Consider the following 26,390-nt stretch of genomic DNA (forward strand, 5'->3'; position numbering starts at 1 on the left):
TTTCCCGTACTTACTATAGCTTAGTTCACCGCCCGCCGAGCTCTTGCAGCAGCGTCACGAACTGAGCGCCGGCAACGGAAAGCTCACCCGAATTGTCAATGACGACGGCGTCGGCGGGCAGCGTGTCGCACTCGATCCGGCGCGCGAGGCGTCGCTCCACGGAGGCCGGTGATTCCCGGCCGCGGCGCAGGAGCCGCTCGGCGATCACCGGGCGATCCGCCACCACGGAGACGACCACCGCGGTGGGATAGCGCTGCAGCAGCGCTGGCAACACGCCGCGGGAGAGATTGGCGACGACGACCCGGCCACTGGCGAGTTCATGTTCCAGCGCGACCGGAAGACCGTAGCGCAGGCCGTGGGCAGCCCAGCTAAGCGCGAAATCGCCGCGGGCTTCGGCGGCCATGAAACCTTCGGGATCAAGCGTGTCGTGATCCTCGGCATTGCCATCGGCGCTGCGGGTAACGACCCGGCGTACGAAACAGATCTTGTCGCCCAGCCGATCGCGGGCGAAGCGGATCAGACTGTCCTTGCCGACGCCACTGGGGCCGACAACGGCGACGAAGGTGCCGGTCATACCACCCGGCGACCTTGGCGCCAGACGGTCAGGACGATCGGGATGCCGTCTTCGATGCGCAGATGCACCAGGTCGGCGCGCTTGCCGACGGCGATCTCGCCGCGGTCATCAAAGCCGATGGCGGCGGCCGGACGCTTGGTGACCAGTTGCACAGCCTTGGGCAAGCTCACCCCTTCGGGGCCGTCGGCGAGGGCAAAGGCGGCCTGCAACATGCTGAACGGGATGTAGTCGGAGGAGATGATGTCGAGCAGGTCGGCAGCGGCCAGCGCGCGGGCCGAGACATTGCCGGAGTGGGAGCTACCGCGCACCACATTGGGCCCGCCCATCAGGATCGCCATGCCGGCCTCGCGGGAGGCGCGCGCCGCATCCAGCGTGGTGGGAAATTCGGCGATATGGGTGCCGAGCGTCACCGCTTCTTCCACATGGTCTGACGTCGCGTCGTCGTGGCTGGCTAGGACGATGCCGCGGCTTTGGCACAGATCGGCAATGGCGCGGCGGTGGCGGCCGGCAAAGGTTTGCGATTCGATGTTGCGCCGAGTGGTGAACTCCTCGAGCGCGGCGTCGCTGAGCTTGAGCTTGCCCTGGTAATAGGACTTATAAACCTCTTCCTTGACGAATTGGCGCTGGCCGGGCGCGTGGTCCATCAACGATGCCAAGCGCACCTGGGGATCGTCCATCACCTGCAAAAAGCTCTCAAGGCAGTCGGGTGCGGAAACCTCGCAGCGCAGATGGACGTGATGTTCGGCGCGCAGGCGCCCTGCCCGCGTCCCTGCCCCAATCGCCCCGGCCAGAATGCGCGACTCATCCAGGCCGACATCGGCGTGCTCGTCGGTGCCAACGCGAATGGCATCGAGCACGGTGGTGATGCCGGAAGCGGCAATCTGGGCATCATGGGCCTGCACTGCCGCCACTGGGTTCCAGCGCACGCGGGGACGCGGGGCGTAATGGGTTTCGAGATGGTCGGTATGGAGTTCCACGAGACCGGGGATCAGGTAGTCCCCCTCCAGGTCCGTGCCGGATGCACTGACGGTGCCGATCTCGGCGATATGCCCGTCCACAACACGAAGGGAACCCTGGATCACCTCATCGGCCAGCACCATACGTGCATTGTTGAGAACAAGGTCTGCCGGGAAGGCTGTGGTCATGGAAAGGTCCGCACTGAAAAGCCGGAAGAAGGCCGGAATATTATGATGGTAGTTGGGCCGCCGGCATGTCGCCAGCCTTTAAAGCGCCAGCGGCTTCCCGGGGCCAAACTGGCCCGGATTGGCGCGGCGGACATGCGGCCTTGCTTTGAACACCATTGACTGTCATACAAGGGTTACACGTTTACAGCCAATCGTCGGCTGCCTGATCTTCCGGTTCTCCGGGCCCTGGCTCCCTTCTCTTTCTTGCGAACGTTATCACCCTTGCGCATGTCGCCCAAGGGAGCGCTCGCTTGCATGTGCTTCGGGCTTTCAAAGGACTTCATCATGGCAACCATCAATGGTACCGTAAAATTCTTCAACACCACCAAGGGCTTCGGCTTTATTTCGCCTGAAGATGGCAGCAAGGACGCTTTCGTCCACATCTCGGCAGTAGAGCGTTCGGGCCTGCAGGGCCTGTATGAAAACGACAAGGTTTCCTACGAACTGGAAACCGGTCGTGACGGCAAGGTTTCGGCAGCCAATCTGTCGCTGCTGAGCTAAGCCCAAGACTTTAGCACCGGGGTGCGCCGCCTGGCACATCCCGGTGTTTGTTTTGTTCCAGGCGGGAGTGCTCTTGTGTCGGCTAACTTGAAAAGTATCGCAGTGCCAATGAAGCGCAGCCGGGGTTCCGCAGCTGCTGCCCCTGTGCCTGCGGTGACTGATAATGTTGCGCCGATGGCCCGTAGCATCCCTGCCCCCGTGGCCCGCCAGGTCAACCATCTCTACAGCACCGGCGATCGGCTGATGCTGCTGAGCAATGTGCGCGCAGGCAAGGCGGCGACGCCATGCGTCGTGCTGCGCCTGCTGCCCTTTGAAGGCCGCGAATTTCAGTACCGCGTCCACGATGATTCCGACGGTCGCGAGCGCGTCGTCGCCGAGGCTGATCTGCAGGGGCTTTAAGCCCCAGCCTGCAGAGGGCTCCGCCCCCGATAACATCCATTGCCGTGCTGTTCAGCGCCTTGCAGGCTTCTGCGGGGCGCTTTTGCCGTTGGAGCGCCGGTCGGGCCAGCGTTAAACCGCGCCGGCCGTGCCTGGTGCCTGCAAGAGGCTGCGGGTGTGGGGATCGGAAAGGGCGGCATTGAGTGCCTCGGCCAGCAGCCGGGCATTGAGCGACATCGCTGCCGTCATCCCAAAGCGCTGCTCGAGCCGCGACACTGCTTGCGCCGTCACCGAATCGGCTGATGCGGGTTGCTCGTCGAGAATGGTCTGCATGGTGTGGGGTAGCAGGTGCATCGTATCGGCCCCGGTGCGTTGCCTCGGCACAGTGCGCTTTTGGCGGTTCGGCGTCACCCGCAAGAGTTGCGAAACCATAAGTTGCCCACAGGAAAGCCCAAGCTGGGCAAAGCACCCGCGGCGGCGAGCACCGCTTCGGAGCCCCGTTATTGGTATCACTTTGCGGCTCACGATTGCTTGACCTAAATCATGGGCAGTGGCCGGATTTCACGATAGGAGAATAATCAGGACCTTAGCCGCACAAGCTTGCTTGGCGCGGTGCAAAGACCCGAGCCCGGCACAGGTTAATTCAGCAACTGGCCTGCTCCATCTTCGTTGACGGGCTACACAGGGTGCCTTTGTGATGCAGCGCTTCTTTTTCGACGTCGATGACGGGAGCTTCCACGAAGACTCGGAAGGCACGAACCTGCGGGACGAACAGGCCGCGGAGGATGAGGCTGTGAAGGCGCTGGCCGAGATGGTGCGCGATTTGATTCCCACCTCGCCGCCGGGCAGCATCACCATGTGGGTGCGAGACGAGCACCAGGAGCGACTGCTGGAGCTCTCCATCAGCTTGACGATCAAGCGGCCGGGCCAGGCTTAGCGCCTGCGGGTCTCGTGGAGGTAATAGAGGTAGGCGGGTTCGAACTGCGCGAGGTCGCGCAGGGCGGGCCAATCAAGCACGGTCGCCTTGCCCCCCTCCAGGCTGACCAATCCGCGCTGCTGCAAGCCCTGCAAGCTATGGCTGGCTAGGACAATGCTGGCGCCGATCACATCGGCCACTTCGTCCTGGCTTAGCGGGAACGGAAAAGGCCCGCCTTCGAGGTCGCCGATCATCTCCCAGCGGACATAAAGCTCGCACAGGATATGGGCGACACGGGCAAGCGTCTGGGTTTGGCCAATCATGGTCATCCAGGCGCGGAAGGTGGCGGCATCGATAAGGGTTTCGCGCCAGAGAAGGTCGCTCAGCGCCGGGCTGGCGTGGATAGCCCGCCCGATGTCCTCATGGGCGATCAAGGCTACCTGGCAGTCGACCGTTGCCACCAGGTCATGGTCCATCTTCTTGAGATGGTAGCTGTGCAGATCGGGCACATCCCCCGGGATGTGGATGGAAAGGATCTGCCGATTGCCCTGGGGCGTCAGCTTGCTGCGGTGCAGCATGCCTTCGAGCAGCAGGCAACTATGCCGGGAGATTTCGCCATCGCTGACGACGTGCTCACCCTTGGCCAGAGACTTGACCTGGAGGGGCATGGCGTCGATCGCCGCCTTCATCTCCTCGGTCAGTTCGCCAATGGCTTCCAGCTTACGGAACAGGTTGCCGGTTTCTGCTTTCATGGGATCCCCCGGGCAGCGCGGACAAACAGCGCCGACCAGAGGGTTAGCCTAGTTGCAGCACGCAACCAAGGCAATCATGCTGGGGAGCGTGAACTGGCGGACAGCTTGCCGCCAGCTCGACCGAGTTAAACGCGCAGTTCCTTGTGACCGCCCGGCAGGCGCATCAGCAGGAACAGCGACAGCATGGTCAAAGCCAGCAGGATCGTCGACAAGGCGGCGGCGGTGCCGAGCTGGCCGCGGATCACCTGGGCGTAGATGCCCAGCGAGAGCGTTTGCGTCGAGGTGTTGTAGAGGAACAGCGTGGTGCTGAGCTCAGTGATGATGGTCACCCAGCTCAGCACCGCACCCGACATGATGCCGGGCGCGAGCGCGGGCACGATCACCCGGACCAGCGTGCGGAACTTGGAGGCGCCGAGGCTGATGGCCGCTTCCTCGATGCTGGGGCTGATCTGGTGCATGAGCGCGGTGGTGGAGCGCACGGCATAAGGCAGGCGCCGGATGGTCAGCGCGATCACCATGATGGCGAAAGTGCCGGTGAGCACCAGCGGGCCCTGACTGAAGGCGGTGACGAGAGCAATGCCGATGATGAGACCGGGCACCACATAGGGCACCATGGTCATGGTATCGAGCGTATTGCTGAGGGCACCCTTGCGCCGCACGGTGAGATAGGCAACCAGCACGGCGATGACGACGAGGATGACCAGCGCGGTCAGGCCAATGCCGAAGGTGTTGCCGATATAGCGGAAGATGTCGCGGCGGGCGTCGGTATAGCTGTCGAGGGTCCAGCCGGCCACGAACTGACCGTAGAGCGTCTTGCGGAACGAGCTGACCACGACAACTGCGAGCGGCGCCAAGGCGAGAACCAGGAAGCCATAGACATAGGCATGCACGGCAACGCCGCGCCAGCCTGGAAGCTTGCGCGCCTCGATGGAGCGCAGTGCGGTCATCGAGAACTGCCGGCGATCCACCAGCACTTTTTGCACGAGGAAGACCGTAAGCGTCACCAGGATGACGATGACGGCCACTGCGGCGGCAAAGCTCTTGTCGATGCTGACCTCGCCCACAAAGGAGCTGTAGATGAGCACGGGAATGGTGCGGAATCCCTGCCCGATCAGCATCGGGGTGCCGAAATCGGCAAAGGCGCGCACGAACACCAGTAGGCTGCCGGCCAGCACGGTGGGAAGCAGCAGCGGCGAGATCACCTGCATGGCGCGACGCCAGCCGGTGATGCCCATGCTTTCGGACGCCTCGAGCAGCGACACATCAATGGTGCGCCAGGCGCCCATCAGATAGGTGAAGATCAGCGGCACGAGCTGGAGCGTGAGCACCAGGACAATGCCGGGAAAGCCATAGATGCTGGGCGATTCGACGCCGAAAGTACTTTCGAGCCAGCGGGTGATCATGCCGTTGTTGCCCAGCAGTAGGATCCAGGAATAAGCCCCGATGAAGGGCGGGGACATCATGGAGGCCAGGATCAGCATCTGCACGGTGCGATTGCCGCGGATGCGGAACATGGTCATGAAGTAAGCGAGCGGGAACGCCACGGCCAGCGCCAGGATGGTGACGCAGACGGTCACGAGCAGGCTGTTGACCAGGGTACCGTAATAAAGGCGCGAGGAGAAAAAGGTCGCAAAGCCGGCAAGCGAGAACTCGCCGCCAGCGCTGACGCTGTTGATCAGCACGATCACGAGCGGCCAGATCACCATGAGCAGGTAGCCGCCGGTGAGGGTCAGTGCGATGGCCGTCCAGCCGTCGAGACGATCGCCGGCGAGCTTCACTGCTGGGCTCCATTGCTGATGGAGGTGCCGGTTTGCGCATCAAAGAAGGTCAGCATGTCGCGGTCGAACTGCAGGAAGACCTGCTCGCCACGCGTCCACTGCGAGGAGCGGCGGGAGAATTCGAGGAACTCCACGGTTTCCCCGCTCCGGAGACGCGCCTGGACCTGGGAGTGGGAGCCAAGGAAAGTTTCCTCGACGATCTCGGCCGGCAGGCCGGTTGCGGCGGCACGCACGGCTTCGGGGCGCACCGAGACTTCGACGGTGCCGGTGGCGGTGTCGTTGACGGCAGCAGTGATGTCGAGGGGTTCGCCATCACCGAGATCGATCAGGGCGCGTCCGTCAACGCGGCGCAGATCGCGGGTGAGCAGATTAGTCTTGCCGATGAATTCGGCAACGAAGCGGTTGGCCGGATGGCGATAGATCTGGGCGGGCGTGCCGACCTGCTGCACGATGCCCTGATGCATCACGGCGATGCGGTCGGACACGGCCATGGCTTCTTCCTGGTCGTGGGTCACGTAGACGGTGGTGATCCCCGCTTCGCGCTGGGCCTGGCGGATGGTGTCGCGCATTTCAACGCGCAGCTTGGCGTCGAGATTGGACAGGGGTTCGTCCATCAGCAGCACGGCGGGCTGGATCACGAGGGCACGGGCCAGGGCAACGCGCTGTTGCTGGCCGCCGGACATGGCGCCGGGCAGCCGGTCCTTGAGATGGGCCATGTGTACGGAAGCGAGCGCGGCTTCGACGCGGCGGGCCATCTCGGCTTTTTCGACATTGCGGGTCTGCAAACCAAAGGCGACGTTCTTGGCCGCCGTCATCTGTGGGAACAAGGCATAGTTCTGGAACACCATGCCGATGTTTCGCGCCGCCGGCGGGCGATCATTGATCACCGCGCCGTCGAACGAAATGGTGCCGGATTCAATGGAGTTGAAGCCGGCGATCATGCGCAACAGCGTGGTCTTGCCGCAACCGGAGGGACCCAGCAGCGTGAAGAACTCGCCATCGGCAATGTCCAGGTCGAGATCGGGGATCGCGACCTGGTTGTTGTACTCCTTGCGGAGCGAGCGCAGCGCAATACTGGTCACCGCGCTGCCCCCTGGTTGATGCCATCAGGCATTAAAACTGTTCCTCGAGGATGGACTTGTACTTGGCGACGATCTCGTCGCGATGGGCCGCGACATAGGCACCATCTTCCTGCACGGTCGGGATATCAGCGAGCGCCGGCAGGCCTGGCTTGTCGACGCCTTCACGCAGGGGACGGCCGGCGGTCTGCTCGGCAATGATGGTCTGGCCTTCTTCGGTGATCACGAAGTCGATGAAGGCCTGGGCAGCCGCCTCATTGGGGCCGCCCTTGATGACCTGGACGGTCGCGGGCAGGAAGGCCGCGCCTTCTTCGGGGTAGACGATCTCGACGGGAGCGCCGCTCTGGACGAAGTTGAACGAGAGCGGCTCATAGGTCAGGCCGACAATGTATTCGCCATTGGCGACGTCCTGGGCCACCTGGCTCGAGGAGCCGATGGTGATGCCATCGAGCTGGGTCACGAGCGAGCGGACGAAGTCCCAGCCCTTGTCGGATTCATAATCGCCGCCGACGGCCTTGAGCATATTGGTAAGCTGGGCGAAGGCGGAAGAGGAGGCCGTGGGATCGCCAAAGGCGATCTTGCCCTTGAGCTCGGGGGCGAGCAGATCGGCATAGCTGTCGATCTCGACGCCGGCCTTCGCGGCCGCTTCGGTGTTGACCAGCAGGTTCGAGCCATCGGCCTGATAGGGAGTGAAGAAGCCGGTGGTGTTCTTGCCCGCTTCGACCATCTCGGCATCGCCCGGCGAGACATACTCGGCCCAGAGTTCCTGATTGGCATTGGCCTGGGCGGCGCCGCCACCGAACATCACATCGCCCTGCGGATTGCCCGCTTCGCTGCCGATGCGCTGGTAGAGCTCACCGGTGCCGGCGGTGATCAGCTGCACTTCAACGCCGGTCTGGTCCTCGAAGACCGGGATGAGGCTGTCGAGCATGCCTTCTTCATTGGGCGTGTAGACAACCAGGGTCGAGCCCGAGATGTCTTCCTGGGCGAGCACAGGCAGCGCGGCAAGGCTGGATATGCCGAGAGCCAGGGCGAGAGCTGACACGCTGATCATGGAGGTGCGGTTCATAGAGCGATCCTTTGCTTGGATGCGGGGCAAGTAGATGAAGCTGGGGCGCAAAGGCCCCTGCCCGGTGAGATGGTCAAGCTGCACAGATGTCACAGCAGTGCCTGTTCATTGCGGCCCATGAAGCGGAACGCGATGTAAACGGCGCAGCCGCTCAACAGCAGCAACACGGTCGAGAGGGCCGCGGCGGTGCCGAAATCACCGTCGAGGATCAGAAGGTAAATGCGCACCGGCATGGTCATGGTGCTGCCGACATAAAGGACGAGCGAGGACGACAGCTCGTTGATCGCAGTGACGAAGCTGAGCATGCCGCCGGCGATGATGCCGGGGACGATCAGCGGCACGGTGATGCGCAGAAATGCCTGGAAGGGGCTGTAGCCGAGCGATACCGCGGCTTCCTCCATGCTGGGGGAAATTTGTCGCAGCGAGGAAGCGGTGGTGCGGACCGTGTAGGGCAGCCGCCGGATGAAGATCGACAGGATGATGATCGCGGCCGTCCCGGTCAGAACAATGGGGCCAGTGTTGAAGGCGGCGATGAAGGCAATGCCGATGACAATGCCGGGCATCACATAGGGGACCATGAAGGCCCCATCGAGCAGCGCGGTGTTGAGATTGGTGCGCCGCGCCACCAGTACGCCGACCACGGTGCCGACCATGACGATCAGAACAACCGCTGCCACCGAGAAGGTGAGCGAGTTGCGCACGACATCGCCGAGGTTGAACAGGATGCGTTCATAGCTCTGGAGGGCAAAGCCCTGCTGGAACACCGGGCCGTTGGTTTTGCGGAAGGAATAGATCACCGAGATGATGACCGGCATCGCACCGCACAGGCCAATGGAGTAGACGGCAAAATGCGCCAGGACATTGCGCCAGCCCTTGAGCTGTATGCGGGTCGGCTTGTTGATCATGTTGCCATGATAAACATTGCGGCGCGACATGTAGCGCTGGAGCATGACGAAGACCATCGACACCAGAATCAGCACGACGCTGATCGTGGTGGCCATGGACATGTTGGAGCCCACTTCGGCCGAATAGAGGGTGAAGGCTTCGGTAGCGAGAACGTTGTAGCCACGGCCGAGAAGACGCGGCGTGCCGAAATCGGCGATGGCGTGGATGAGGGCGAGCAGCCCACCAGCCGTCAAGGCCGGGAACACCATCGGGAACGAGATCTGCATAGTGCGCTGCCAAGGGGTTAGCCCCAGGCCTTCGGCTGCTTCTTCAAGCGAGCGATTGACGTTGCTGAGCGCGCCCGAGACCATGAGATAAACGTAAGGGTAGAACTTGAGCGAGAAGACGATGAGGATGCCGCCCAGCCCGTAGATGGGCGGCATGGTGATCCCCACTTCGCGCAGCCAGCCGCGCACCACGCCCCCTGCCCCGAACAGCACGATCCAGGAATAGGCGCCGATAAAGGGCGGCGAGACGAGCGCGAGAATGGCCAGGAGCGAGACGAACTTGCCGCCGCGAATAACAAAGCGCGACACGCAAAAGGCCATGATGGAGCCGAGCAGCAGCGCGCCAAAAAGGCCGCCAAAGCCCACCACCAGCGTGTTGACGAAGGCCTGCCGGAATCGCGGTTCCCCAAGGAACTTGAGGTAATTGGCGATGGTCAGATTGCCGGACTGATCATAAAGGCTCGACACCAGGACCGAGCCCACGGGAATGAACAGCAGCACAAACAGCAGGACCCAGGTGAGAATCATCACCACGGACCAGAAATTGAGGCGCTGCAGCAGGGTCATTGCTGGATCCTCGTGCCATCGGCGCGGAACGCCATGAGGGCATCACGCGGCACCAGAACCGAGACCGTTTCGCCCGCCTGCCTGGTCGCCGCCATGCCGGGATCGGCCAGCTGAACGATGACAACGCCAGCCGGGGTTTCCACCTGCACATGAGCCTCGCGCCCGAGATAGGTGTATTTGGTCACGGTGCCGGGCAGCGTAGCGGTTTGGGCAGAGGCCGGCTCGGTGCCGTTCCCAAGGGCGAGACGTTCCGGGCGGATGGTCCAGTTGGCGACGCCTTCGTTGGACAGGCCTAGCTGGGCGACGAGCACATTGATCGCATCGCCCGGGGTGAAGATGTTGAGGGTGCCCACAAACTGGGCGACAAAACTGGTCTGCGGATCGCCATAGATCTGCTGGGGCGTGCCGATCTGCTCGATCTTGCCCGCGCTCATAACGCAGATGCGGTCCGAGATCGCGAGCGCCTCTTCCTGATCATGGGTCACATAGATGGTGGCGATATCGACCTGCTTCTGGATGTCGCGAATCTCCTCGCGCAGCTCGATGCGCAGCTTGGCGTCGAGATTGGACAGGGGCTCATCCATGAGCAGCAGGCGCGGATTGATGACCATGGCGCGCGCCAAGCCGATGCGCTGCTGCTGGCCGCCCGACATGGCGGCGGGAAGGCGCTCCGCCATGGCGCCGAGCCGTACGGCTTCAAGCGCGGTGGTCACACGGGCCTTGATCTCGGCGGCCGGCACCTTCCGGGGCTTGAGGCCGAAAGCGACGTTGTCGAAGACGCTGAGATGGGGGAACACCGCATAGTCCTGGAAGACCATGCCGATATCGCGCTGATGCGGAGGCACGACGCGCAGATTGGCGCCGTCCAGGGTGATCTCGCCTGATGACAGGTCATTGAAGCCGGCGATGGCGCGCAACAGGGTAGTCTTGCCGCAGCCGCTCGGGCCCAGAAGAGTGAAGAACTCGCCGCGTTCAACCGCAATGGAAACGCCGGCCAATGCCGTGAAAGTGGATCCGAACTGCTTGGTAGCGTTGCGGACCTCAAGATAACTCATGCCTGCTCCTCCCGGACTGCGTTGTCACATATGACACCGGCCTAGTTTCGTATTGCAACATCTTTCAGCGTAGTTCAGGATCATCTCACCCGAAAAATGTTTAAGAACGAACCGGAGGATTCGAATGAGCATTCGCAAACGTACATTCCTGGCACTGTCGGCCGCGGCCCTGATCGCCTCGACCAGCATGACCTCGCTGGCGCTGGCCCAGGACGGCTCGGTGGTGATCTACACCGCCCACAAGTCATCGATCGTCGATACGCTGCTGCCGATCTTCGAGCAGGAAACCGGCCTCAAGGCCGAAGTGGTCAAGCTCGGTTCGGGCGATATCGCCAAGCGCGTGCAGGCCGAAGCGGGCGCACCGGCCGCAGACGTAATCTGGTCCATCTCGGGCAGCCAGCTGACCGAGCTCAGCGATCTGCTGGAGCCCTATACGCCCCCCGAGGCTGACCAGATCGATCCGCAGTTCGTCAAGGATCCCGCCTGGACCCCCTACACCGCCGTTGTTTATGTGCTGGCGGTCAACACCGACCTGCAGCCGCTCGAATCGGCACCCAAGACCTGGGCTGAGCTTGCCGATCCCAAATGGTCCGGCCAGATCGCCACGGCCCGCGCCGATGGTTCGGGTTCGGCCATGCAGCAGTTGCAGACCGTCCTCACCGTCTTTGGTGACGAAGGCTGGGACAAGTATGCCGAGATCGCCAAGAACTTCGTGTTCGCCGATAGCTCGGGCGCCGTGCCGCGCTTTGTGGCCGATGGCGAAACCGCAATGGGCCTGACCCTCGAAGACAATGCGCTGGAATATGTGCAGGGCGGCGCACCGATCTCGATCGTGCACCTGACCGATGGCACGGCAGCGACCCCCGATGGCGTGGCGCTGGTCAAGAACAGCCCCAATCCAGAAGGCGGCAAGGCGTTTATCGACTGGGCCATGTCCAAGTCGACCCAGGAAAAGCTCGCCATGGATATCGGCCGCCGCTCGGTGCGCCTTGACGTTGAAGGCCCGGCCGGCACGCCGAACCTGGCCGATCTGACCCTCGTCAATGTCAAGCCGCTCAGCGAGTTCGGCGGCGCCGAGGACGTACTGGCCAAGTGGCGGACGGCCATCGGCGAATAAGCCGGCCCACCACACCGAAAAACACGACTAGAGCAGGATTACATGCGGCAGCTTGAAGCTTTTACGTTGGGCAAGAAATTTGGCCAGCCGGAGACCAATGAAGACAGCCTCGTAATCATGCCGAACCTTGGTTACGCCGTCATCGACGGCGTGACCGATCGCAATGGCACCCGTTTTGGCGGCATGCTGTCGGGGCAGTTTGCCTCGCGCACCGTCAAGCGGGCCATTGAAGTCTTCCTGCTGGCGCAAGGCCAGCCGGACCAGCCGGACCTGCAGTTCCAGGGCGGCGAGCATATCGTCGATTATCTCGGCAAGGCGATCCATGCGGGCTATGCCCAGCACGGGGCGCTCGAGGCCGTGGAAGCGGACTGGAAGCTGCGGGGCGGCTGCACAGTGATGGCCGCGCTGCTCGTTGGCGACCGGCTGGAAGTTGTGGCGGTTGGCGATAGCGGTATTCGCATCAACGGCCACGATACGCTGCAGGTGCTCAAGCCCCTCGACGATGTGACGGCAATCCTCCGGCGCGAGACCTGGCGCTATTTCGAACAGCGGGGCGCTTCCCTCGAGGAGTGCGACAAGCATGCCGCGGCCATGACCTGGCAGGGCACGCGCAACCAGCAGGCGGGCACTGTCACCGCCGCGCCCGAAATCGTGGAGGCAATTGAGCAGAGCGCCCTCAGCGCCTGCCGGCAGCACCTGCCCAGCGTGCCCGAGGCTGAAATCCTGGTGCTGATCCAGCACGGGATTTCCCACGGTCAGGGCCAATTCTCCAATGTCACCGAGCCGGTGCTGGGTTATGGCGGACTGGATGGCTTTGCCGTGCCCAAGCGCTTCATCGAGACGCGCAGCTATCCGCTGGCCGAGGTCGAGACCATCGAGCTGTTCTCGGACGGCTATTTCAAGATGGGCGCCGAGTTCGGCGTGGCATCCTGGGAAGCCGCCTTCGAGGAAGTGGAGGCAGAGGATCTGCACAAGATCGGCCCCTATATGAGCACCAAGGGCACTACGGCCCTGCAGCTGACCGATGACCGCAGCTATCTGGGTGTGCGGCTGAAATGAGCGGCGAGAACGCGCCCCGGCTGCATCCGCAAACCGATGCCGAAGCGGGCGCGGGGGGCAATATCCGGGCGGGCGAGCGGCGGCAGGCGATCCTGGAGGCGGTGCGGGCCAATGGCGCGGCTTCTGTGGCCGAGCTGGCAGCGCGGTTCGACGTGACCTACCAGACGATCCGCCGGGATCTGCGCACGCTCGAAACCGAGGGGCTGCTGCAAAAGGGCTTTGGCGGCGCGTTCGCGTCCCCCGGCGTGGCGCATCATACCCATGACGAGCGTCATGCGGTTGGTGTGGCGGTCAAGCGCCGGCTGGTGCTGGCGCTCGAGGAGTTCCTGACGCCCGGCGCGACCATTTTCGTGGGGCTGGGGACGACGTTCGATTCTCTTCATGAAGTGCTGGCACGCCATCCCGGCGTGCTGATCGCCACACCGAACCTCGAAGTGGCGCATTCCTGCGCGCTCAAGACCGATGCCACGGTTTATGTCTATGGCGGCTATGTGCGCAACAAGGACTCCTCGGTGCTCACGGTGGCCGATGAAAGCCGGCACCGGTTCAAGTTCGACCTGGCGGTGATCGGCGCCAGCGCCATCGATCGTGATGGGGTCGTGCAGGAGTTCGACCCGATGGAGGTCGAGCTGGTGCGGGCCATCCTGCCCCATTCGCGGCAAGTGATCCTGATGGCCCATGACGAAAAGTTCGGCCGCCGCGCGCCGCATGTGGTGACCCAACTGGCCGATGTGGACGTGCTGATCACGAATGGCGATCCCAAGGAGCGCTTTGATGATCCGGCAGTGCTTGCCGGCTTGCGGGTTATCGCGCTTGACTGAGCATTGCCATTGCGCAGGCGTAACCGCTCCCATCCCTGCCCTTTTCGCCGGAGTTTGCAGTGAAGATTTCCATTTGCCCCGATAAGCCCGCGCTGGGTGCGGCTGCCGCCGAACATGGTGCCCGCGTGATCCGCGAGGCGATAGCGCAGCATGGCGAGGCGCATGTGGTGCTGGCGACAGGCGCCAGCCAGTTCGAGATGCTGGAACAGCTGCTGCAGGCCAAAATCGACTGGTCGGCAGTCAGCTTTTATCATCTGGATGAATATGTCGGCCTGCCAGTGACGCATGGGGCGAGCTTCCGGCGTTATCTGCGCGAGCGGCTCCTGGATCGCCTGCCCGGCTACAAGTCGTTCCTCCCCATCAACGCCGATGCCGCTGATCTTGATGCTGAACTGGCGCGCCTCAACGGGGCCCTGGCCGGCCTGCGGATCGATGTATGCTTTGCCGGGATCGGGGAGAATTGCCACCTCGCGTTCAATGACCCACCGGCGAACTTCGATTACGACCAGCCCTATCTCGTGGTGGAGCTCGATCGGGAGTGCCGGCAACAGCAGTTCGGCGAAGGCTGGTTCGAGACCTTGGAGGCCGTGCCCACCCGTGCCATCTCCATGAGCATCAAGCGCATCATGGCGTGCGAAGCACTGATCCTTGCAGTGCCTGATGAGCGCAAGGCCAAGGCGGTGCAGGCCGCGGTGGAGGGGCCGGTCTCGAACCTGTTCCCCGCCTCGATTGTTCAGCAGCATCCCAGTGCCAGCCTTTATCTGGACCCGGCCGCAGCGTCCCTGCTGCGTCCCGTGCATGGCTGATGACGATCACCACGCTCGGGCTGTTTGACCTGCAGGTGAACGGCTATGCCGGGGTCGACTTCAACGATCCCGCGATTACACCGGACGCCCTCGATCATGCCCTGGCGGCGATGCGCAAGGCCGGGGTTACCGGGTGTTTGCCGACGATCATCACGGCGCATCCGGATCAACTGGCCGAGCGGCTCGCAGCGCTTGACGCGGCGACCCGCAGCAGCCGGCTCGGCCCCAGCATGGTTCCTGGCTATCATCTCGAAGGGCCGTTCCTGCGTGCAGAGGCGGGCTACCAGGGGTGTCATCCCGCCGACGCAATGCGCGACCCCGATGCTGCGATGGTTCAGGGCTTGTCGGATCGGCTGGGGCGGCCGATCCTGATGGTGACGCTGGCGCCGGAGCGCCAAGGGAGCGAGGAAGCGATCCGCGCACTCAAGAACGCCGGGGTCGCGGTCAGTATCGGGCACAGTGCGGCCGATTACGCACAGATCGAGATGGCGGTAGCGGCAGGCGCCAGCTGCTCAACCCATCTGGGCAATGGCTTGCCCCAGCACTTGCCCAAGCTCAACAATACGCTGCTGGCACAGCTGGGAGCCGAGGGGCTCTGGGCGTGCTTCATCGCGGATGGGCATCATATTGCACCGGACGCGCTACGCGCTTTGGTTCGCCTGAAGGGCGTCGACAAATCCATCCTGGTGAGCGACGCCGTGCTGGCTGCGGCGGCGGAGCCTGGTCAGTGCGAATTTGCGGGCATGAGCATAGAGCGCGATGTTGATGGGGTGGTGCGGGTCCCCGGGCACGACAATCTCGCCGGTTCGGCTTTGGAGATGGATCAGGCGGTCCGCAATGTTGTTCGCTGGAACATCGCTTCCTTCGATACCGCGATCATCATGGCCGCCGATAATCCAAGACGCGCCATCGCTGCAGCCGCCAGTCATCATGGTATTGCCCTGCCGGCGGACGAGATCGACTGGGACGGGGAAATGCGGGTGCTTGGAAGGTCTTAGAACCATTGTCCGCGTCACCGGATCAAGGCCGGCTCACGCGATAAGCTGCGACTGCGCCGCGCTGGCGTCCTCCAAGCATTCCTGCCACAACAGCTGATGCTGCGGTTCCGATGGTGAGAGTCGGACAGGCACTTCGGCAATCCAAAACGGCGCCTCTTGGAGATGGCCGCGGCGGGTTGAAGGAGTTCGCTATCAGGGATGACTTGGATGACCACGAACAATGAAGCCGCAGCGGAGACGGGGCAACCCGGCGGCCTGCTGCGCTCCAATCTTGCGCTGGGCACCATTTCCTTTGTGGTCGGGATCGGGATCTGGTGGCTGTATTCGGCGAGCGGCTCGACACCCCTGCCGGGCCCAGTTCAGGTGGTGCAGCGCTTTGGCACCGCGATCAGCAGCGGACAGTTATTCAATGACGTCAGAGCTTCCATTGTCCGGGTGCTGACGGGGTTCCTGCTGGGCATCTGCTTTGCCATTCCCGTGGGTTTTCTCATGGGCTGGTATCGGGTAGCGCGCGGCTTGATCGATCCTTGGATCCAGTTCTTCCGGGTGATTCCGCCGCTGGCGATCATCCCCTTGGCGATCGTCACCCTCGGCATCGACGAGCCGCCCAAGATCTTCGTGATCTTTCTCGCCTCCTTCCTGGCCTCCGTGGTCGCGACCTATCAGGGCGTGGTCAATGTCGACAAAACCTTCATCAATGCCGCCCGGGTGCTCGGCGCCAATGACTGGGTGATCTTCACCAAGGTGGTGATCCCGGCCTCGACGCCGTTCATCCTCGTGGGCTTTCGCATTGGTCTTGGCGCGGCATGGGCGACGCTGGTGGCCGCCGAACTGATCGCGGCGCAATCGGGCCTGGGGTTCCGCATGCAGCAAGGGCAGCTTTATTACGACCTGCCGGTCATTTTTGTGTCGCTGATCACGATAGGAATACTGGGCCTGATCATGGATCGGATCGTGCTGTTTCTCGAGCGTCGGCTGACCTCCTGGCAGGAAAGGGTTGAGCATTGAGCGCCGAGGTCAAGATCGATTTCAGCGATGTCGGACGGGTGTTCGGCGTACCTGATGGGCGCTTTGTGGCGCTGGAGAACTTCAACCTCCAGGTGTTCGATGGCGAGTTCGTCACCGTGGTGGGCCCATCCGGCTGCGGCAAGTCGACGGCGATGAACATTGCCGCGGGTCTGCTCAAGCCCAGCAGCGGGCAGTGCCTTGTGGATGGCAAGGCGGTGGAAGGACCGGGGCCCGAGCGCGGGGTGATCTTTCAGCAATATGCGCTGTTTCCCTGGCTAACGGTGCGGCAGAACGTGGAATTCGGGCTCAAGCTCAAGGGCGTGAAGCGGGCCGAGCGCCGGCGGATTTCGGACCATTATATTGGACTGGTGGGCCTTTCGGATTTTGCCGATGCGCTGCCCAAGCAGCTTTCTGGCGGAATGAAGCAGCGCTGCGCTATTGCGCGGGCCTATGCGGTGGATCCGCAGGTGCTGCTGATGGACGAGCCTTTCGGTGCGCTCGACGCCCTGACGCGCGTGCGGATGCAGAACCAGCTGCTCGACACCTGGATGCGCGAGCGGCGCACCGTGATGTTCATCACCCATGATGTGGACGAGGCGGTTTATCTCGCCAATCGGGTGGTGGTCATGGCTTCGCGCCCCGGGCGGCTGCAGGAGATCATCGAGGTCGACCTGCCCTATCCGCGCAACGACGAGATCCGGCTGTCACCGCAATTTGCAGCAATCCGCAACCAAGTTTGGCACGCCGTCTACACACGATCAGGCCAAAGCAACAACCAGGAGGAATAAGCCTTGAACAAACGCAGCTTCATCAAGATCATCGCGGGCATGGCGTTGGCGAGCGCCGCATTGAGCCCTGCTTTGGCCCAGGACCTGACCAAGGTGCGCGTGGGCTATATCGCCGACTATTTCGGCTCGAGCATGGTCGCCATCGCCAATGACCAAGACCTCTGGGCCAAGCACGGGCTCGACCCGCAGCTGAGCGTGTTCACCAATGGGCCGATCCAGGTGCAGGCGCTGGGCGCGGGTTCGCTGGATTTTGCCTATATCGGCCCGGGCGCCCTGTGGCTGCCCGCTTCGGGCAAGGCCAAGGTGATCGCCATCAATGCCCTGGGCTATACCGACCGCGTGATCGCCCAGCCCGGCATCGAGAGCATCGAGGACCTGCGCGGCAAGCGCGTGGCGGTGCCGGAAGGCACGTCGGGCGACATGCTGCTGCGCCTTGCGCTCGACAAGGCCGGCATGAGCATCGAGGACGTCCAGGTCGTCAGCATGGACCCCAGCACCATCGTGACCGCCTTTGCCTCGGGCCAGGTGGATGGCGCGGGCATCTGGTATCCGTTTGTCGACGTGATCCGGAAGCGGGTTAAGGACCTCAAGGAGCTCTCCTCCAACGAGGACTTCTTCCCCGAAGTGGCGTTCCCAAGCTCGTTTATCGTAAGCAACGAGAAAGCCAACGACGAAGACACCGTGAGCAAGATGAATGCGGTGATCAAGGAAGCGCTGGATTATCGCCGCGACAATCTCAACCAGTCGGTGCAGATCACCGCAGCGTTCCTGGGCGTGCCGGTGGAGCCGCTGGCGGCCGAAGCGCCGCAGGCCCGCCTGCCCTCGAGCGCCGAACTTGAAGCACTCAGCGCCGATGGCACGGTCAATGGCTGGCTCGATACGCTGGCCAATCTTTATGTCGACTTCGGCAAGATCACCGATCCGCTGCCCGCCAGCGAGTTCTACCTCTCGAACCTGTATTCGAACTGATCTATGGCCCGATGCTGCGGCTGCCCCCGGGGTGGCCGCAGCTGCCGGCACGCTCAAGACCGCGGAACATTCAATGACCAGCAAGCGCCCCAATATCGTGTTCATCATGTCCGATGACCATGCGGCCAATGCCATCTCCTGCTACGGCTCGGGGCTCAACTCGACGCCCAATCTGGACCGGATCGCCGAAGAGGGCATGCGGCTCGATCATTGCTATGTCACCAATTCCATCTGCACGCCCAGCCGTGCCTCGATCCTGACCGGCACCTATAATCATGTGAATGGGGTGACGACGCTCGCCACCCATCTCGATAACCGCCTGCCCAATGTGGCGAAGCATCTGCGCCATTCCGGCTACCAGACCGCCATGTTCGGTAAGTGGCATCTGGGCGAAGGCCCCGAGCACCAGCCCACGGGCTTTGACGAATGGTCGGTGCTGCCGGGCCAGGGCGATTATTTCGACCCGGTGATGATCGGGCCCGATGGCCCGACGGTTGAAGCGGGTTACGCCACCGACATCGTCACCGACAAATGCATCGACTTTCTCGAGCGGCGCGATCGCGACCGGCCATTCTTCATGATGTGCCACCACAAGGCGCCACACCGGCCCTTTGCGCCCCATCCGCGCCATCGCGGGCTTTACACCGAGGATCTGCCGGTTCCGCCAACCTATGACGATGACTACAGCAATCGCGCCGAGGCGGCCAAGCTGGCCAAGATGCGGATCCGCGAGGACATGACCTATGACGATCTGGGGCTGGTGCAACCCGAAGGCGGCGACGAGATCGGCGAAGCCCAGCGCGCCGAGAACGGCTTTGTCGGTCGCAAGATTCCGTACCCCGAGGATGTCAGCGGTCTCAGGCTGATCGACAAGGACTCCGGCGAGACCTTCACCTTCACCAGCCGGCGCGAGCTGCACCTCTTCAAGTACCAGCGCTATATCAAGCGCTATCTGCGCACAGTTGCGGCGGTGGACGACAATGTGGGGCGGCTGCTCGACTATCTCGATGCCAATGGGCTGACCGAGGACACGATCGTCATCTACACCTCCGACCAGGGCTTCTTCCTGGGCGAGCATGGCTGGTTCGACAAGCGCTTCATGTATGAGGAATCGCTGCAGATGCCGTTCGTGATCCGCTATCCGGCGGCGATCAAGCCGGGCTCGGTGTCCAAGCACATCGCCACCAATGTGGATTTCGCCCCGACCTTCCTTGATTACGCCGGCGCGCCGCTGCCGAGCTATATGCAGGGCGTCAGCATGCGCCCGCTGCTCGAGGACAGTGCGGCGGGCGACTGGCAGGATGTCGCCTATCACCGCTACTGGATGCACAAGGACTATTACCACAACGCCTTTGCCCATTACGGGGTGCGCGACCACCGCTACAAGCTGATCTATTGGTACAATGACGATCTGGGCCAGCTCGGCGCTTTCCCCGGCGATGAACCGCCCGAATGGGAGCTGTTCGACTGCGAGAGCGATCCGCACGAGCTGCAGAACCGTGCCGGCGATCCGGCATATGCCGAGGTGTTCGCGCGGATGCTGAGCAAGCTCGACGCCAAGATGGCCGAGATCGGCGACATTCCCGAGCACAACAGCGCCGAGGTGCTTGCCGGCTTGAGCGTGAGCTGAGCCATGTCCTGTTGCGCCCCTTCTTCGGGCAGGTTAGCGGCGGCGGTTATGGCGACCCCGGGTACGGCCCCGGCCCCAGTGGCGCCGACGCGGTCGGCGGATGCCGTGTTGATCAAGGGTGGGCGCAGCTTTGTGGGGACGAACGATCCGGTGATTGCCGCTGATGGGGAAGGACCGGAGCGACCGGTCAAGCTCAACGATTTCCTGCTGGAAACAACCACAGTGACGGTGGAGCGCTTTGCCGAGTTTGTGGCGGCCACGGGCTATGTGACGGAGGCCGAGCAGTTCGGCTGGTCATCGGTGTTCGTAGGCGGCGGCAAGGGTTTAGGGGAAGCTGTTGGCACGGGCCTGAGTTGGTGGCACCGGGTGGATGGTGCGTATTGGCGCGAGCCAGAAGGGCCCGGCAGTTCAGTGGATGAGCGGCTGGATCATCCGGTGACTCAGGTATCGGTGCGGGATGCGGAAGCCTTTGCACAATGGGCGGGCGGCCGGCTGCCGAGCGAGGCCGAATGGGAGCATGCGGCTCGGGGTGGCGCGCGGCGGCAGCGCTTCCCCTGGGGGGACGAGGAGCCGAGCGATGAGGCGATTTTCTGCAATATCTGGCAGGGCAGCTTTCCCCGGCTGAATACGGCTCGCGATGGGTTTGAAGCCACGGCGCCAGCGCGCAGCTTCGCTCCATCCGAGCTCGGGCTTTACAACATGGTCGGCAATGTCTGGGAGTGGACGGCAGAACCATTCCGCATTCGTTCAGTGTCGCTCAAGGCGCGCGAGCGTAATGAGGCGGCGCGGCTGCTTGGGGAGCGGCTGCTCAAGGGCGGCTCGTTTTTGTGCCACAAGAGCTACTGCTATCGCTACCGGATCGCCGCGCGCATGGCCCTGTCACGGGACAGTGCCGCCAGCAATGTCGGCTTTCGCCTTGCCTTTGATGCCCGGCGGGCGTGAGGAGCGGCGAGCCCATGTCAGAGCCAGAGGCCCAGCAAGCCGAGATCGACAAAGCTCCTGACGGCGCCCCGGATCAAGCTGTCCCCGAAAACGGCGGCGCTCAGGGGCAACCGGGCTGGAGCGCCTCGCAGCTCGGCAGGGGCCTGCGCTGGTTGCAGCATCGGCTAACCGCAGAGGGGATGTCGGCGTGGATGGGCAGCCTGATCCGGCGGCGCGAAACCGGGCTCGTGGTGCTGGCCGTGGTGATCGGCGCGCTGGCCGGGCTCGTCGTGCTGGTGCTGCGCGAGCTAGCCTATGGGATGCAGAGCATTCTCTTTCAGCTATCACCCGGCGAACGCTTGAGCGCCCTGCCTGCGCTGGCCTTTGACCTGGCCTTTGTACCGGCAATCGGCGGCTTGCTGTTGGGGCTGCTCGGCCTGTTGCTGCGCCGGCGCAAGTCGCGTTATGTCGACTTGGTAGAGGCCAATGCGCTTCATGGCGGCAAGCTCTCCATGACGGATAGTCTCATCATCACCGCACAAACGCTGATCTCGAACGGGTTTGGCGCCTCGGTCGGGCTGGAAGCGGCCTATACGCAGATGGGCGGGGCAACCGCATCCAAGCTGGGCGACTTCTTTCACCTGCGGCGCGGTGACTTGCGCAAGCTGGTGGGGTGCGGCGCCGGCGCGGCCATCGCCGCAGCTTTCGGGGCGCCGCTGACCGGCGCCTTTTACGCCTTTGAGCTGATCATCGGCACTTATTCCATCTCGACCCTGGCGCCGGTAATCGCCGCCTGCATTTCGGCGGTGCTGGTAACCTCCGTTTTCGGGCAAGGCCATACGGTGGTGTCGATCAGCCAAGCGCTGTCGTTTGGGGTTCCCCAAGTGCTGCTGATCGTCGTGAGCGGGGTCGCGGCGGGCGGCTTGGGCATTCTGCTGATGCGGCTTGTGGGCGTGGTGGAACGCAGCTTCAGCAAGTCGCATGTGCCCAGCTGGTGCCGACCGGCGGTCGGCGGGTTGATCGTGGGTGGGCTGGCGATGATCTCGCCTTCGGTGCTGTCGGCCGGCCATGGCGCGCTCGAGCGGGCATTTGCCTCGCCGCCCCTGCCCATCGGTGTGGCGGTGAGCCTGCTCGTGCTCAAGGTCCTCGCTTCGGCCGTGTCCCTGGGGTCGGGGTTCCGCGGCGGGCTGTTCTTTGCCTCGCTGTTCCTCGGCGCCTTGTTGGGCCAGGTGTATTTCTGGCTGGCGCAGGCGATCAGCCCGGGTCTGTTTCCCGATCCAAGCATTCCCATGTTGGTGGGCATGGCCGGGCTTGCCGCGGCCGTGGTCGGGGGGCCGCTGACCATGGCGTTCCTTGCGCTCGAGATTTCGGGCAGCTTGCCGCTGACCATTGCGGTGCTGGTGGCGGCGGTCACCTCCTCCATGCTGGTGCGCGAAACCTTCGGCTATTCCTTCACCACCTGGCGCTTCCATCTGCGCGGGGAAACCATCCGGAGCGCGCATGACGTGGGGTGGATGCGCAATCTTACCGTGGGCAAGATGATGCGGCGCGACGTCAAGATGGTTCCGCAAACCATGACGCTCAAAGAGTTTCGTCGCGCTTATCCACTTGGCTCGGCCAACCGGGTGATCGCCACACGCGATGATGGCCGCTATGTCGGCCTTATCGATGTGGCGGACGCCTATGCCCCAGACGGGCTCGACGAAGCGGGCACCGTCAGCCAAATCCTGCGCCAGACCGATGTGATGCTGCATCCTGCCTTGCAGGCGCTGGATGCGGGGGCGCTGTTCGAGAAGCACAATGCCGAAGCCATCGTGGTCGTCAGCGACCTCGGCGATCCCAAGGTGATCGGCATTCTAACCGAAGCGCACCTGCTGCGCCGCTACAGCAATGAACTCGAAAAAGCCCGGGCAGACCTGGCCCAATAACGGCTCCGATATCCCATGCAATATTCCTTGACAGGCATATGCCTATGGTGGAATATGTTTGCATGTCGATTTTCACAGCCATAGCCGATCCCGTTCGGCGCGAAATTCTGGGCCTGCTGCTGGCGGGCGAGCAGCCCGCCGGTATGCTGGTGGATCGGCTGGACCTGCCGCAGCCAAATGTGTCCAAGCATTTGCGGGCCCTGCATGAGGCGGGGCTGGTGCGCTTTCGCGTGGACGGGCCACGGCGGCTCTACAGCCTGGAACCGGAGCCCTTGGCGGAACTCGATCACTGGCTGCAGCCCTATCGCGCGTTCTGGGCGAACAAGCTCGATGCGCTCGATGATCACCTCAAAAGGAGTGATTGAAATGGCGTTCAACGATGAACTGGGCGTCTTTACCCGCCAAACGGATCATATAGATGTGCGCTTCGAGCGGCATTACGACCGACCGGTTGAAACGGTGTGGAGCGCCATCACCGAGCCAGAACGGCTGGCAGACTGGATGGGCGCGGCCTATGTGGAACCCCATGTCGGCGGGCGCTTCGAGCTGATGGTTGGTGGCCCCCACCCAATGACCGGCATTGTACGCGCCTGGGACCCGCCCCACCTACTCGAATTCAGTTGGTCCAACACGCACGCCCCCGACTCCGTTGTGCGCTATGAACTCAGCCGCGAGGGGAACGGCACGAGCCTGATCTTCACCCATCGCGGCATGCCTTATGTCAACAGCGCCCTGATGCTGCCCGGCTGGCACGATTTTCTTGATCACCTGGAATCCCTGCTGAGCGGCGCTACAGGGGGCGTGGATCCGAACGGCTGGCAACGGCGGCAGGAGCTCTACATCCAGCACTACGATTTGCAGGGCGTGAGGCTGCAGCCCTAAGCCAGCCCGCGCGAGGATACTACACGGCCGCTCCTTTTCCATCGACGCGCTGCGGCGCGGCCGACGCAGCACGTCCATGCCTTCAACCAAGGAGACCAGCGATGACTGACCAAAACTTCGAGACCAGCTTTATCGTGCCGCAACCACCTGCTGCCATCTTTGACGCCGTCACCAATGTTCGGGGCTGGTGGTCCGAGGATGTGAAGGGCGCGACTGATATCCTGGGCTCCACCTTCGAGTATGCGTATCGCGACGTGCACCGGGCGCAGATCCGCGTCACCGAGTTGATCCCGGATCGCCGCGTTGCCTGGCATGTGGTCCAGAACCACTTCAGTTTCACCGAGGACAAGTCCGAGTGGACCGGCACCGACATCGTCTTTGATATCCAGCCTGTGGAGGGTGGGACGCAGTTGCGCTTCACCCATATCGGGCTTGTGCCGGAATATGAGTGCTTCGATGTCTGCTCGGACGGCTGGGGCACCTATATCGGCGGGAGCCTTAAGGCCTTGATCACCACCGGGACGGGCAGGCCCAATAAGGGCGAGCCGATGAATGCCAGCGAAACGGTGCTTTCGGCGTGAGATGGTTGGGGCCGGTCAACACCGGTCGGCCCCTTCCCCAGCACTCAATTGGCTGCGGGCTGCAGGTCTCGCATGATCGCAGGGATTTGCGCCGGGATTTCGCGCGCGAGATAGCCAAGCAGGCCATGGACCTGCTTGAGGCGCTCGCCGGCTTCCCCATGCATGAAAACGCCCCATTGCGCCGCGAGCAGCGGGGAGGCGCCGCGCGCCAGCAGGCCGGCGATGATGCCTGCGAGCGTATCGCCCGAACCCGACGTAGCAAGACCGACATTGCCCTGCCGGGCTTCCCAGATCTCGCCCTGTGGGCTCGCGATCCTGGTGTGGCTGCCCTTCATCACCACAACCGCACCCGTTGCCGCAGCGGCACGGCGGGCAGCGGCTGCCGGATCGGCGGCAACTTCCCGAATGTGAACGTCGAGGAAGGTGGCCATTTCGCCAGCATGGGGCGTGATAACAACGCGTCCGGCGTGTTCCTTCATGTGTTCGAGTCGGGTCCGCAATCCGGTCAAAGCCGCGGCATCCAGAACAAAACTTCGGCCATGGAGCGAGGACAGCAGGCTCGCAGCGAGTTCGCCGGCCACTTCATCGTCCAGCATGCCAGGGCCGAGCAGAACTGTATCGTCGTCGTGGATGGCGGCAGCTATGGCTGCGGCATTGGCCGCCTCGATCTCGCCGGTGGTGGTCTCCGACAAGCCCAGCACCCGCGCTTCGGGAATGGCGAGCCCCAGCGCCAACGCGCTGCTGCGCACAGTCGCAATCGCGAGCTTGCCGGCGCCGGCACGCAAGGCAGCCTCGCCGGAAAGCAGCACGGCGCCCGGAACTTCGCGGTGACCGCCGACGGCCATGACCCGACCGCGGGCGTCCTTGTCGACCTCGCCTTGCGGCAGAGGCAGCGGGTTCTCGAGCAGGAACTCACGCGTAATGGAGTGCTCGCTCATGGATTGGCACTGGCGACGGGCGGCTCGGCGGTGATGGTGGTGCCATCCTCTTGCAGGGGCGCGAGGAAATTGTAGCGCTTGAGCACGAGTTCCCCGCCTTTGCGTGTCCCTTCGGCAAAGTGGTATTCAGTGATCGAGCAATTGGCGACATCGCCTTCCCGATCGATGGCGAGGATTTCTTCCTCGCTCAGCCGCTCCAGCAAGTAGCGCAAGCAGAGCACGACGACCTGGTGGCTGACGATCAGCACGTCCTGGCCACCATGATGCAGCCCGATCGTGTCCATGAGGCTGCGCAGGCGCAGCACCACATCACACCAGCTCTCGCCCGCTGGCGGCCGGTGGTAGAACTTGCCCAAGAGGGTGCGGAAGCGCGCCTGATCGGGGAACCGCTCCTGGATCCCCGCCGTCGTCAGGCGATCGAGGATACCGAATTCCTTTTCGCGCAGCCGCTCGTCGGCGATGAATTCGGCATCGGTGAAGCCGCCATGCTCACAGATGAGCTCGGCCGTACGATTGGCGCGGGCATAGGGGGAGGTCAGCACCACTTCGGGCAGGCCCTCGTCCCGGTTGCGGGCGAACCAGCGGCCGAGCGCAATGGCCTGCTCTTCCCCCAGCGGGCTGAGTGGAACGTCGATATCGCGGTGATCGATGTTGATCTCGGACAGGCCGGCATCCATTGCCGCCTGGCGGGCGACATTGCCAGTGCTTTCGCCGTGTCGCACGATCCACAGGCGCCGGGGCCATCTCTGCTGCATGTTGTTGTCCTCAAGCTCTGCTGCACAACTGCTCAGAGGAAACAAAGTTCGACGGGGAAAACGAGTTTGATGGGGGCAAGCGGGCTTGCGAGTACTGCCGCCGGCTCGATCTTGCCATCAAGAGAACGGCTGAGGAACGAGAACTGTGCTAGGAGTGGCATAGG

28 protein-coding genes are annotated in these 26,390 nt (G+C 63.2%); 17 read left to right on the forward strand and 11 right to left on the reverse strand.

What is annotated here, in order from left to right; all coding sequences use genetic code 11:
* Positions 1–25 precede the first annotated feature (25 nt).
* Complete coding sequence (phnN, locus tag AC3YMN_RS11035; RefSeq protein WP_489890016.1) at positions 26–574, reverse strand: phosphonate metabolism protein/1,5-bisphosphokinase (PRPP-forming) PhnN; 549 nt, start codon at positions 572–574, stop codon at positions 26–28.
* Complete coding sequence (locus AC3YMN_RS11040; RefSeq protein ID WP_489890017.1) at positions 571–1,719, reverse strand: alpha-D-ribose 1-methylphosphonate 5-triphosphate diphosphatase; 1,149 nt, start codon at positions 1,717–1,719, stop codon at positions 571–573. Before AC3YMN_RS11040 ends, phnN begins: the two co-directional genes overlap by 4 nt.
* 324 nt (positions 1,720–2,043) lie before the next feature.
* On the opposite strand from AC3YMN_RS11040, the gene AC3YMN_RS11045 reads away from it, so the two are divergent.
* Both AC3YMN_RS11045 and AC3YMN_RS11050 read left to right on the forward strand, forming a co-directional pair.
* On the forward strand, positions 2,044–2,259 hold the full coding sequence (locus tag AC3YMN_RS11045) for a cold-shock protein (protein WP_127752883.1): 216 nt from the start codon (positions 2,044–2,046) through the stop codon (positions 2,257–2,259).
* 174 nt (positions 2,260–2,433) lie between these two features.
* Positions 2,434–2,658 (forward strand): hypothetical protein, encoded by a 225-nt coding sequence (locus tag AC3YMN_RS11050; RefSeq protein WP_127752882.1) that lies wholly within the window; start codon positions 2,434–2,436, stop codon positions 2,656–2,658.
* Positions 2,659–2,769: 111 nt separating this feature from the next.
* On the opposite strand, the gene AC3YMN_RS11055 is transcribed toward AC3YMN_RS11050, so the two are convergent.
* Entirely contained in the window at positions 2,770–2,991 is a 222-nt protein-coding gene (locus tag AC3YMN_RS11055) for a hypothetical protein (RefSeq protein ID WP_127752881.1), read from the reverse strand.
* 343 nt (positions 2,992–3,334) lie between these two features.
* Here AC3YMN_RS11055 and AC3YMN_RS11060 point away from each other — a divergent pair, with 343 nt between their 5' ends.
* Complete coding sequence (locus tag AC3YMN_RS11060; RefSeq protein ID WP_127752880.1) at positions 3,335–3,574, forward strand: DUF6894 family protein; 240 nt, start codon at positions 3,335–3,337, stop codon at positions 3,572–3,574.
* Here AC3YMN_RS11060 and AC3YMN_RS11065 read toward each other — a convergent pair.
* The 6 genes from AC3YMN_RS11065 to AC3YMN_RS11090 all read right to left on the reverse strand — a co-directional run bounded on the left by AC3YMN_RS11065 (position 3,571) and on the right by AC3YMN_RS11090 (position 11,025).
* Entirely contained in the window at positions 3,571–4,305 is a 735-nt protein-coding gene (locus AC3YMN_RS11065) for a Crp/Fnr family transcriptional regulator (protein WP_489890018.1), read from the reverse strand. The genes AC3YMN_RS11060 and AC3YMN_RS11065 overlap by 4 nt on opposite strands.
* Positions 4,306–4,430: 125 nt before the next feature.
* Entirely contained in the window at positions 4,431–6,083 is a 1,653-nt protein-coding gene (locus tag AC3YMN_RS11070; RefSeq protein ID WP_489890019.1) for an ABC transporter permease, read from the reverse strand.
* Positions 6,080–7,165: an ABC transporter ATP-binding protein gene (locus AC3YMN_RS11075; RefSeq protein WP_489890020.1), complete on the reverse strand. Its 1,086-nt coding sequence runs from the start codon at positions 7,163–7,165 to the stop codon at positions 6,080–6,082. Before AC3YMN_RS11075 ends, AC3YMN_RS11070 begins: the two co-directional genes overlap by 4 nt.
* A 31-nt stretch (positions 7,166–7,196) precedes the next feature.
* Positions 7,197–8,231: an extracellular solute-binding protein gene (locus tag AC3YMN_RS11080; protein ID WP_489890021.1), complete on the reverse strand. Its 1,035-nt coding sequence runs from the start codon at positions 8,229–8,231 to the stop codon at positions 7,197–7,199.
* Between the two features lie 89 nt (positions 8,232–8,320).
* The gene (locus AC3YMN_RS11085) at positions 8,321–9,970 is read right to left on the reverse strand and encodes an ABC transporter permease (RefSeq protein WP_489890022.1); all 1,650 of its coding nucleotides are present in this window, start codon (positions 9,968–9,970) and stop codon (positions 8,321–8,323) included.
* A complete protein-coding gene (locus AC3YMN_RS11090; protein ID WP_489890023.1) occupies positions 9,967–11,025 on the reverse strand; it encodes an ABC transporter ATP-binding protein in 1,059 nt (352 codons plus the stop codon). Before AC3YMN_RS11090 ends, AC3YMN_RS11085 begins: the two co-directional genes overlap by 4 nt.
* 124 nt (positions 11,026–11,149) lie before the next feature.
* On the opposite strand from AC3YMN_RS11090, the gene AC3YMN_RS11095 reads away from it, so the two are divergent.
* From AC3YMN_RS11095 to AC3YMN_RS11160, 14 genes are all read left to right on the forward strand, one after another.
* Positions 11,150–12,142 carry an extracellular solute-binding protein gene (locus tag AC3YMN_RS11095; RefSeq protein ID WP_172123136.1) on the forward strand — a complete coding sequence of 331 codons (993 nt, stop codon included), beginning with the start codon at positions 11,150–11,152 and terminating at the stop codon, positions 12,140–12,142.
* 42 nt (positions 12,143–12,184) lie between these two features.
* Positions 12,185–13,201 carry a hypothetical protein gene (locus AC3YMN_RS11100; protein WP_489890024.1) on the forward strand — a complete coding sequence of 339 codons (1,017 nt, stop codon included), beginning with the start codon at positions 12,185–12,187 and terminating at the stop codon, positions 13,199–13,201.
* On the forward strand, positions 13,198–14,022 hold the full coding sequence (locus AC3YMN_RS11105) for a DeoR/GlpR family DNA-binding transcription regulator (protein WP_489890025.1): 825 nt from the start codon (positions 13,198–13,200) through the stop codon (positions 14,020–14,022). The genes AC3YMN_RS11100 and AC3YMN_RS11105 overlap by 4 nt, the downstream gene beginning before the upstream one ends.
* A gap of 59 nt (positions 14,023–14,081) precedes the next feature.
* The gene (locus AC3YMN_RS11110) at positions 14,082–14,828 is read left to right on the forward strand and encodes a glucosamine-6-phosphate deaminase (protein WP_489890026.1); all 747 of its coding nucleotides are present in this window, start codon (positions 14,082–14,084) and stop codon (positions 14,826–14,828) included.
* On the forward strand, positions 14,828–15,826 hold the full coding sequence (locus AC3YMN_RS11115; protein WP_489890027.1) for an N-acetylglucosamine-6-phosphate deacetylase: 999 nt from the start codon (positions 14,828–14,830) through the stop codon (positions 15,824–15,826). The genes AC3YMN_RS11110 and AC3YMN_RS11115 overlap by 1 nt, the downstream gene beginning before the upstream one ends.
* 207 nt (positions 15,827–16,033) lie before the next feature.
* Positions 16,034–16,834, forward strand: coding sequence for an ABC transporter permease (locus AC3YMN_RS11120; protein WP_489890028.1), 801 nt, complete (start codon positions 16,034–16,036; stop codon positions 16,832–16,834).
* Positions 16,831–17,622 (forward strand): ABC transporter ATP-binding protein, encoded by a 792-nt coding sequence (locus AC3YMN_RS11125; RefSeq protein WP_489890029.1) that lies wholly within the window; start codon positions 16,831–16,833, stop codon positions 17,620–17,622. The genes AC3YMN_RS11120 and AC3YMN_RS11125 overlap by 4 nt, the downstream gene beginning before the upstream one ends.
* Before the next feature lie 3 nt (positions 17,623–17,625).
* Positions 17,626–18,591: an aliphatic sulfonate ABC transporter substrate-binding protein gene (locus AC3YMN_RS11130; protein ID WP_489890030.1), complete on the forward strand. Its 966-nt coding sequence runs from the start codon at positions 17,626–17,628 to the stop codon at positions 18,589–18,591.
* A 73-nt stretch (positions 18,592–18,664) separates the two neighbouring features.
* Entirely contained in the window at positions 18,665–20,221 is a 1,557-nt protein-coding gene (locus AC3YMN_RS11135) for a sulfatase family protein (protein WP_489890031.1), read from the forward strand.
* 48 nt (positions 20,222–20,269) lie between these two features.
* Positions 20,270–21,163 (forward strand): formylglycine-generating enzyme family protein, encoded by an 894-nt coding sequence (locus tag AC3YMN_RS11140; RefSeq protein ID WP_489890032.1) that lies wholly within the window; start codon positions 20,270–20,272, stop codon positions 21,161–21,163.
* Positions 21,164–21,177: 14 nt separating this feature from the next.
* Complete coding sequence (locus AC3YMN_RS11145) at positions 21,178–23,070, forward strand: chloride channel protein (RefSeq protein WP_489890033.1); 1,893 nt, start codon at positions 21,178–21,180, stop codon at positions 23,068–23,070.
* A 62-nt stretch (positions 23,071–23,132) separates the two neighbouring features.
* The gene (locus AC3YMN_RS11150; RefSeq protein WP_489890034.1) at positions 23,133–23,435 is read left to right on the forward strand and encodes an ArsR/SmtB family transcription factor; all 303 of its coding nucleotides are present in this window, start codon (positions 23,133–23,135) and stop codon (positions 23,433–23,435) included.
* A gap of 1 nt (position 23,436) precedes the next feature.
* Entirely contained in the window at positions 23,437–23,952 is a 516-nt protein-coding gene (locus AC3YMN_RS11155; RefSeq protein ID WP_489890035.1) for an SRPBCC family protein, read from the forward strand.
* A gap of 101 nt (positions 23,953–24,053) precedes the next feature.
* Positions 24,054–24,533 (forward strand): SRPBCC family protein, encoded by a 480-nt coding sequence (locus tag AC3YMN_RS11160; protein ID WP_489890036.1) that lies wholly within the window; start codon positions 24,054–24,056, stop codon positions 24,531–24,533.
* A 44-nt stretch (positions 24,534–24,577) separates the two neighbouring features.
* Here the strand turns inward: AC3YMN_RS11160 and AC3YMN_RS11165 are convergent, their stop codons facing one another.
* Positions 24,578–25,471, reverse strand: a complete 894-nt coding sequence (locus tag AC3YMN_RS11165) for an NAD(P)H-hydrate dehydratase (protein ID WP_489890037.1) — start codon at positions 25,469–25,471, stop codon at positions 24,578–24,580.
* On the reverse strand, positions 25,468–26,226 hold the full coding sequence (locus tag AC3YMN_RS11170) for a histidine phosphatase family protein (protein WP_489890038.1): 759 nt from the start codon (positions 26,224–26,226) through the stop codon (positions 25,468–25,470). Before AC3YMN_RS11170 ends, AC3YMN_RS11165 begins: the two co-directional genes overlap by 4 nt.
* Positions 26,227–26,390 lie beyond the last annotated feature (164 nt).

Source organism: Devosia sp. Z11_6, from assembly GCF_058133665.1.

What these genes read in the sequence shown, in the direction of transcription:
- phnN (WP_489890016.1), bottom strand. Translation starts at nt 574, where the DNA reads ATGACCGGCACCTTCGTCGCCGTTGTCGGCCCCAGTGGCGTCGGCAAG.
- AC3YMN_RS11040 (WP_489890017.1), bottom strand. Translation starts at nt 1,719, where the DNA reads ATGACCACAGCCTTCCCGGCAGACCTTGTTCTCAACAATGCACGTATG.
- AC3YMN_RS11045 (WP_127752883.1), top strand. Translation starts at nt 2,044, where the DNA reads ATGGCAACCATCAATGGTACCGTAAAATTCTTCAACACCACCAAGGGC.
- AC3YMN_RS11050 (WP_127752882.1), top strand. Translation starts at nt 2,434, where the DNA reads ATGGCCCGTAGCATCCCTGCCCCCGTGGCCCGCCAGGTCAACCATCTC.
- AC3YMN_RS11055 (WP_127752881.1), bottom strand. Translation starts at nt 2,991, where the DNA reads ATGCACCTGCTACCCCACACCATGCAGACCATTCTCGACGAGCAACCC.
- AC3YMN_RS11060 (WP_127752880.1), top strand. Translation starts at nt 3,335, where the DNA reads ATGCAGCGCTTCTTTTTCGACGTCGATGACGGGAGCTTCCACGAAGAC.
- AC3YMN_RS11065 (WP_489890018.1), bottom strand. Translation starts at nt 4,305, where the DNA reads ATGAAAGCAGAAACCGGCAACCTGTTCCGTAAGCTGGAAGCCATTGGC.
- AC3YMN_RS11080 (WP_489890021.1), bottom strand. Translation starts at nt 8,231, where the DNA reads ATGAACCGCACCTCCATGATCAGCGTGTCAGCTCTCGCCCTGGCTCTC.
- AC3YMN_RS11085 (WP_489890022.1), bottom strand. Translation starts at nt 9,970, where the DNA reads ATGACCCTGCTGCAGCGCCTCAATTTCTGGTCCGTGGTGATGATTCTC.
- AC3YMN_RS11090 (WP_489890023.1), bottom strand. Translation starts at nt 11,025, where the DNA reads ATGAGTTATCTTGAGGTCCGCAACGCTACCAAGCAGTTCGGATCCACT.
- AC3YMN_RS11095 (WP_172123136.1), top strand. Translation starts at nt 11,150, where the DNA reads ATGAGCATTCGCAAACGTACATTCCTGGCACTGTCGGCCGCGGCCCTG.
- AC3YMN_RS11100 (WP_489890024.1), top strand. Translation starts at nt 12,185, where the DNA reads ATGCGGCAGCTTGAAGCTTTTACGTTGGGCAAGAAATTTGGCCAGCCG.
- AC3YMN_RS11105 (WP_489890025.1), top strand. Translation starts at nt 13,198, where the DNA reads ATGAGCGGCGAGAACGCGCCCCGGCTGCATCCGCAAACCGATGCCGAA.
- AC3YMN_RS11115 (WP_489890027.1), top strand. Translation starts at nt 14,828, where the DNA reads ATGACGATCACCACGCTCGGGCTGTTTGACCTGCAGGTGAACGGCTAT.
- AC3YMN_RS11120 (WP_489890028.1), top strand. Translation starts at nt 16,034, where the DNA reads ATGACCACGAACAATGAAGCCGCAGCGGAGACGGGGCAACCCGGCGGC.
- AC3YMN_RS11135 (WP_489890031.1), top strand. Translation starts at nt 18,665, where the DNA reads ATGACCAGCAAGCGCCCCAATATCGTGTTCATCATGTCCGATGACCAT.
- AC3YMN_RS11140 (WP_489890032.1), top strand. Translation starts at nt 20,270, where the DNA reads ATGGCGACCCCGGGTACGGCCCCGGCCCCAGTGGCGCCGACGCGGTCG.
- AC3YMN_RS11145 (WP_489890033.1), top strand. Translation starts at nt 21,178, where the DNA reads ATGTCAGAGCCAGAGGCCCAGCAAGCCGAGATCGACAAAGCTCCTGAC.
- AC3YMN_RS11150 (WP_489890034.1), top strand. Translation starts at nt 23,133, where the DNA reads ATGTCGATTTTCACAGCCATAGCCGATCCCGTTCGGCGCGAAATTCTG.
- AC3YMN_RS11155 (WP_489890035.1), top strand. Translation starts at nt 23,437, where the DNA reads ATGGCGTTCAACGATGAACTGGGCGTCTTTACCCGCCAAACGGATCAT.
- AC3YMN_RS11160 (WP_489890036.1), top strand. Translation starts at nt 24,054, where the DNA reads ATGACTGACCAAAACTTCGAGACCAGCTTTATCGTGCCGCAACCACCT.
- AC3YMN_RS11165 (WP_489890037.1), bottom strand. Translation starts at nt 25,471, where the DNA reads ATGAGCGAGCACTCCATTACGCGTGAGTTCCTGCTCGAGAACCCGCTG.
- AC3YMN_RS11170 (WP_489890038.1), bottom strand. Translation starts at nt 26,226, where the DNA reads ATGCAGCAGAGATGGCCCCGGCGCCTGTGGATCGTGCGACACGGCGAA.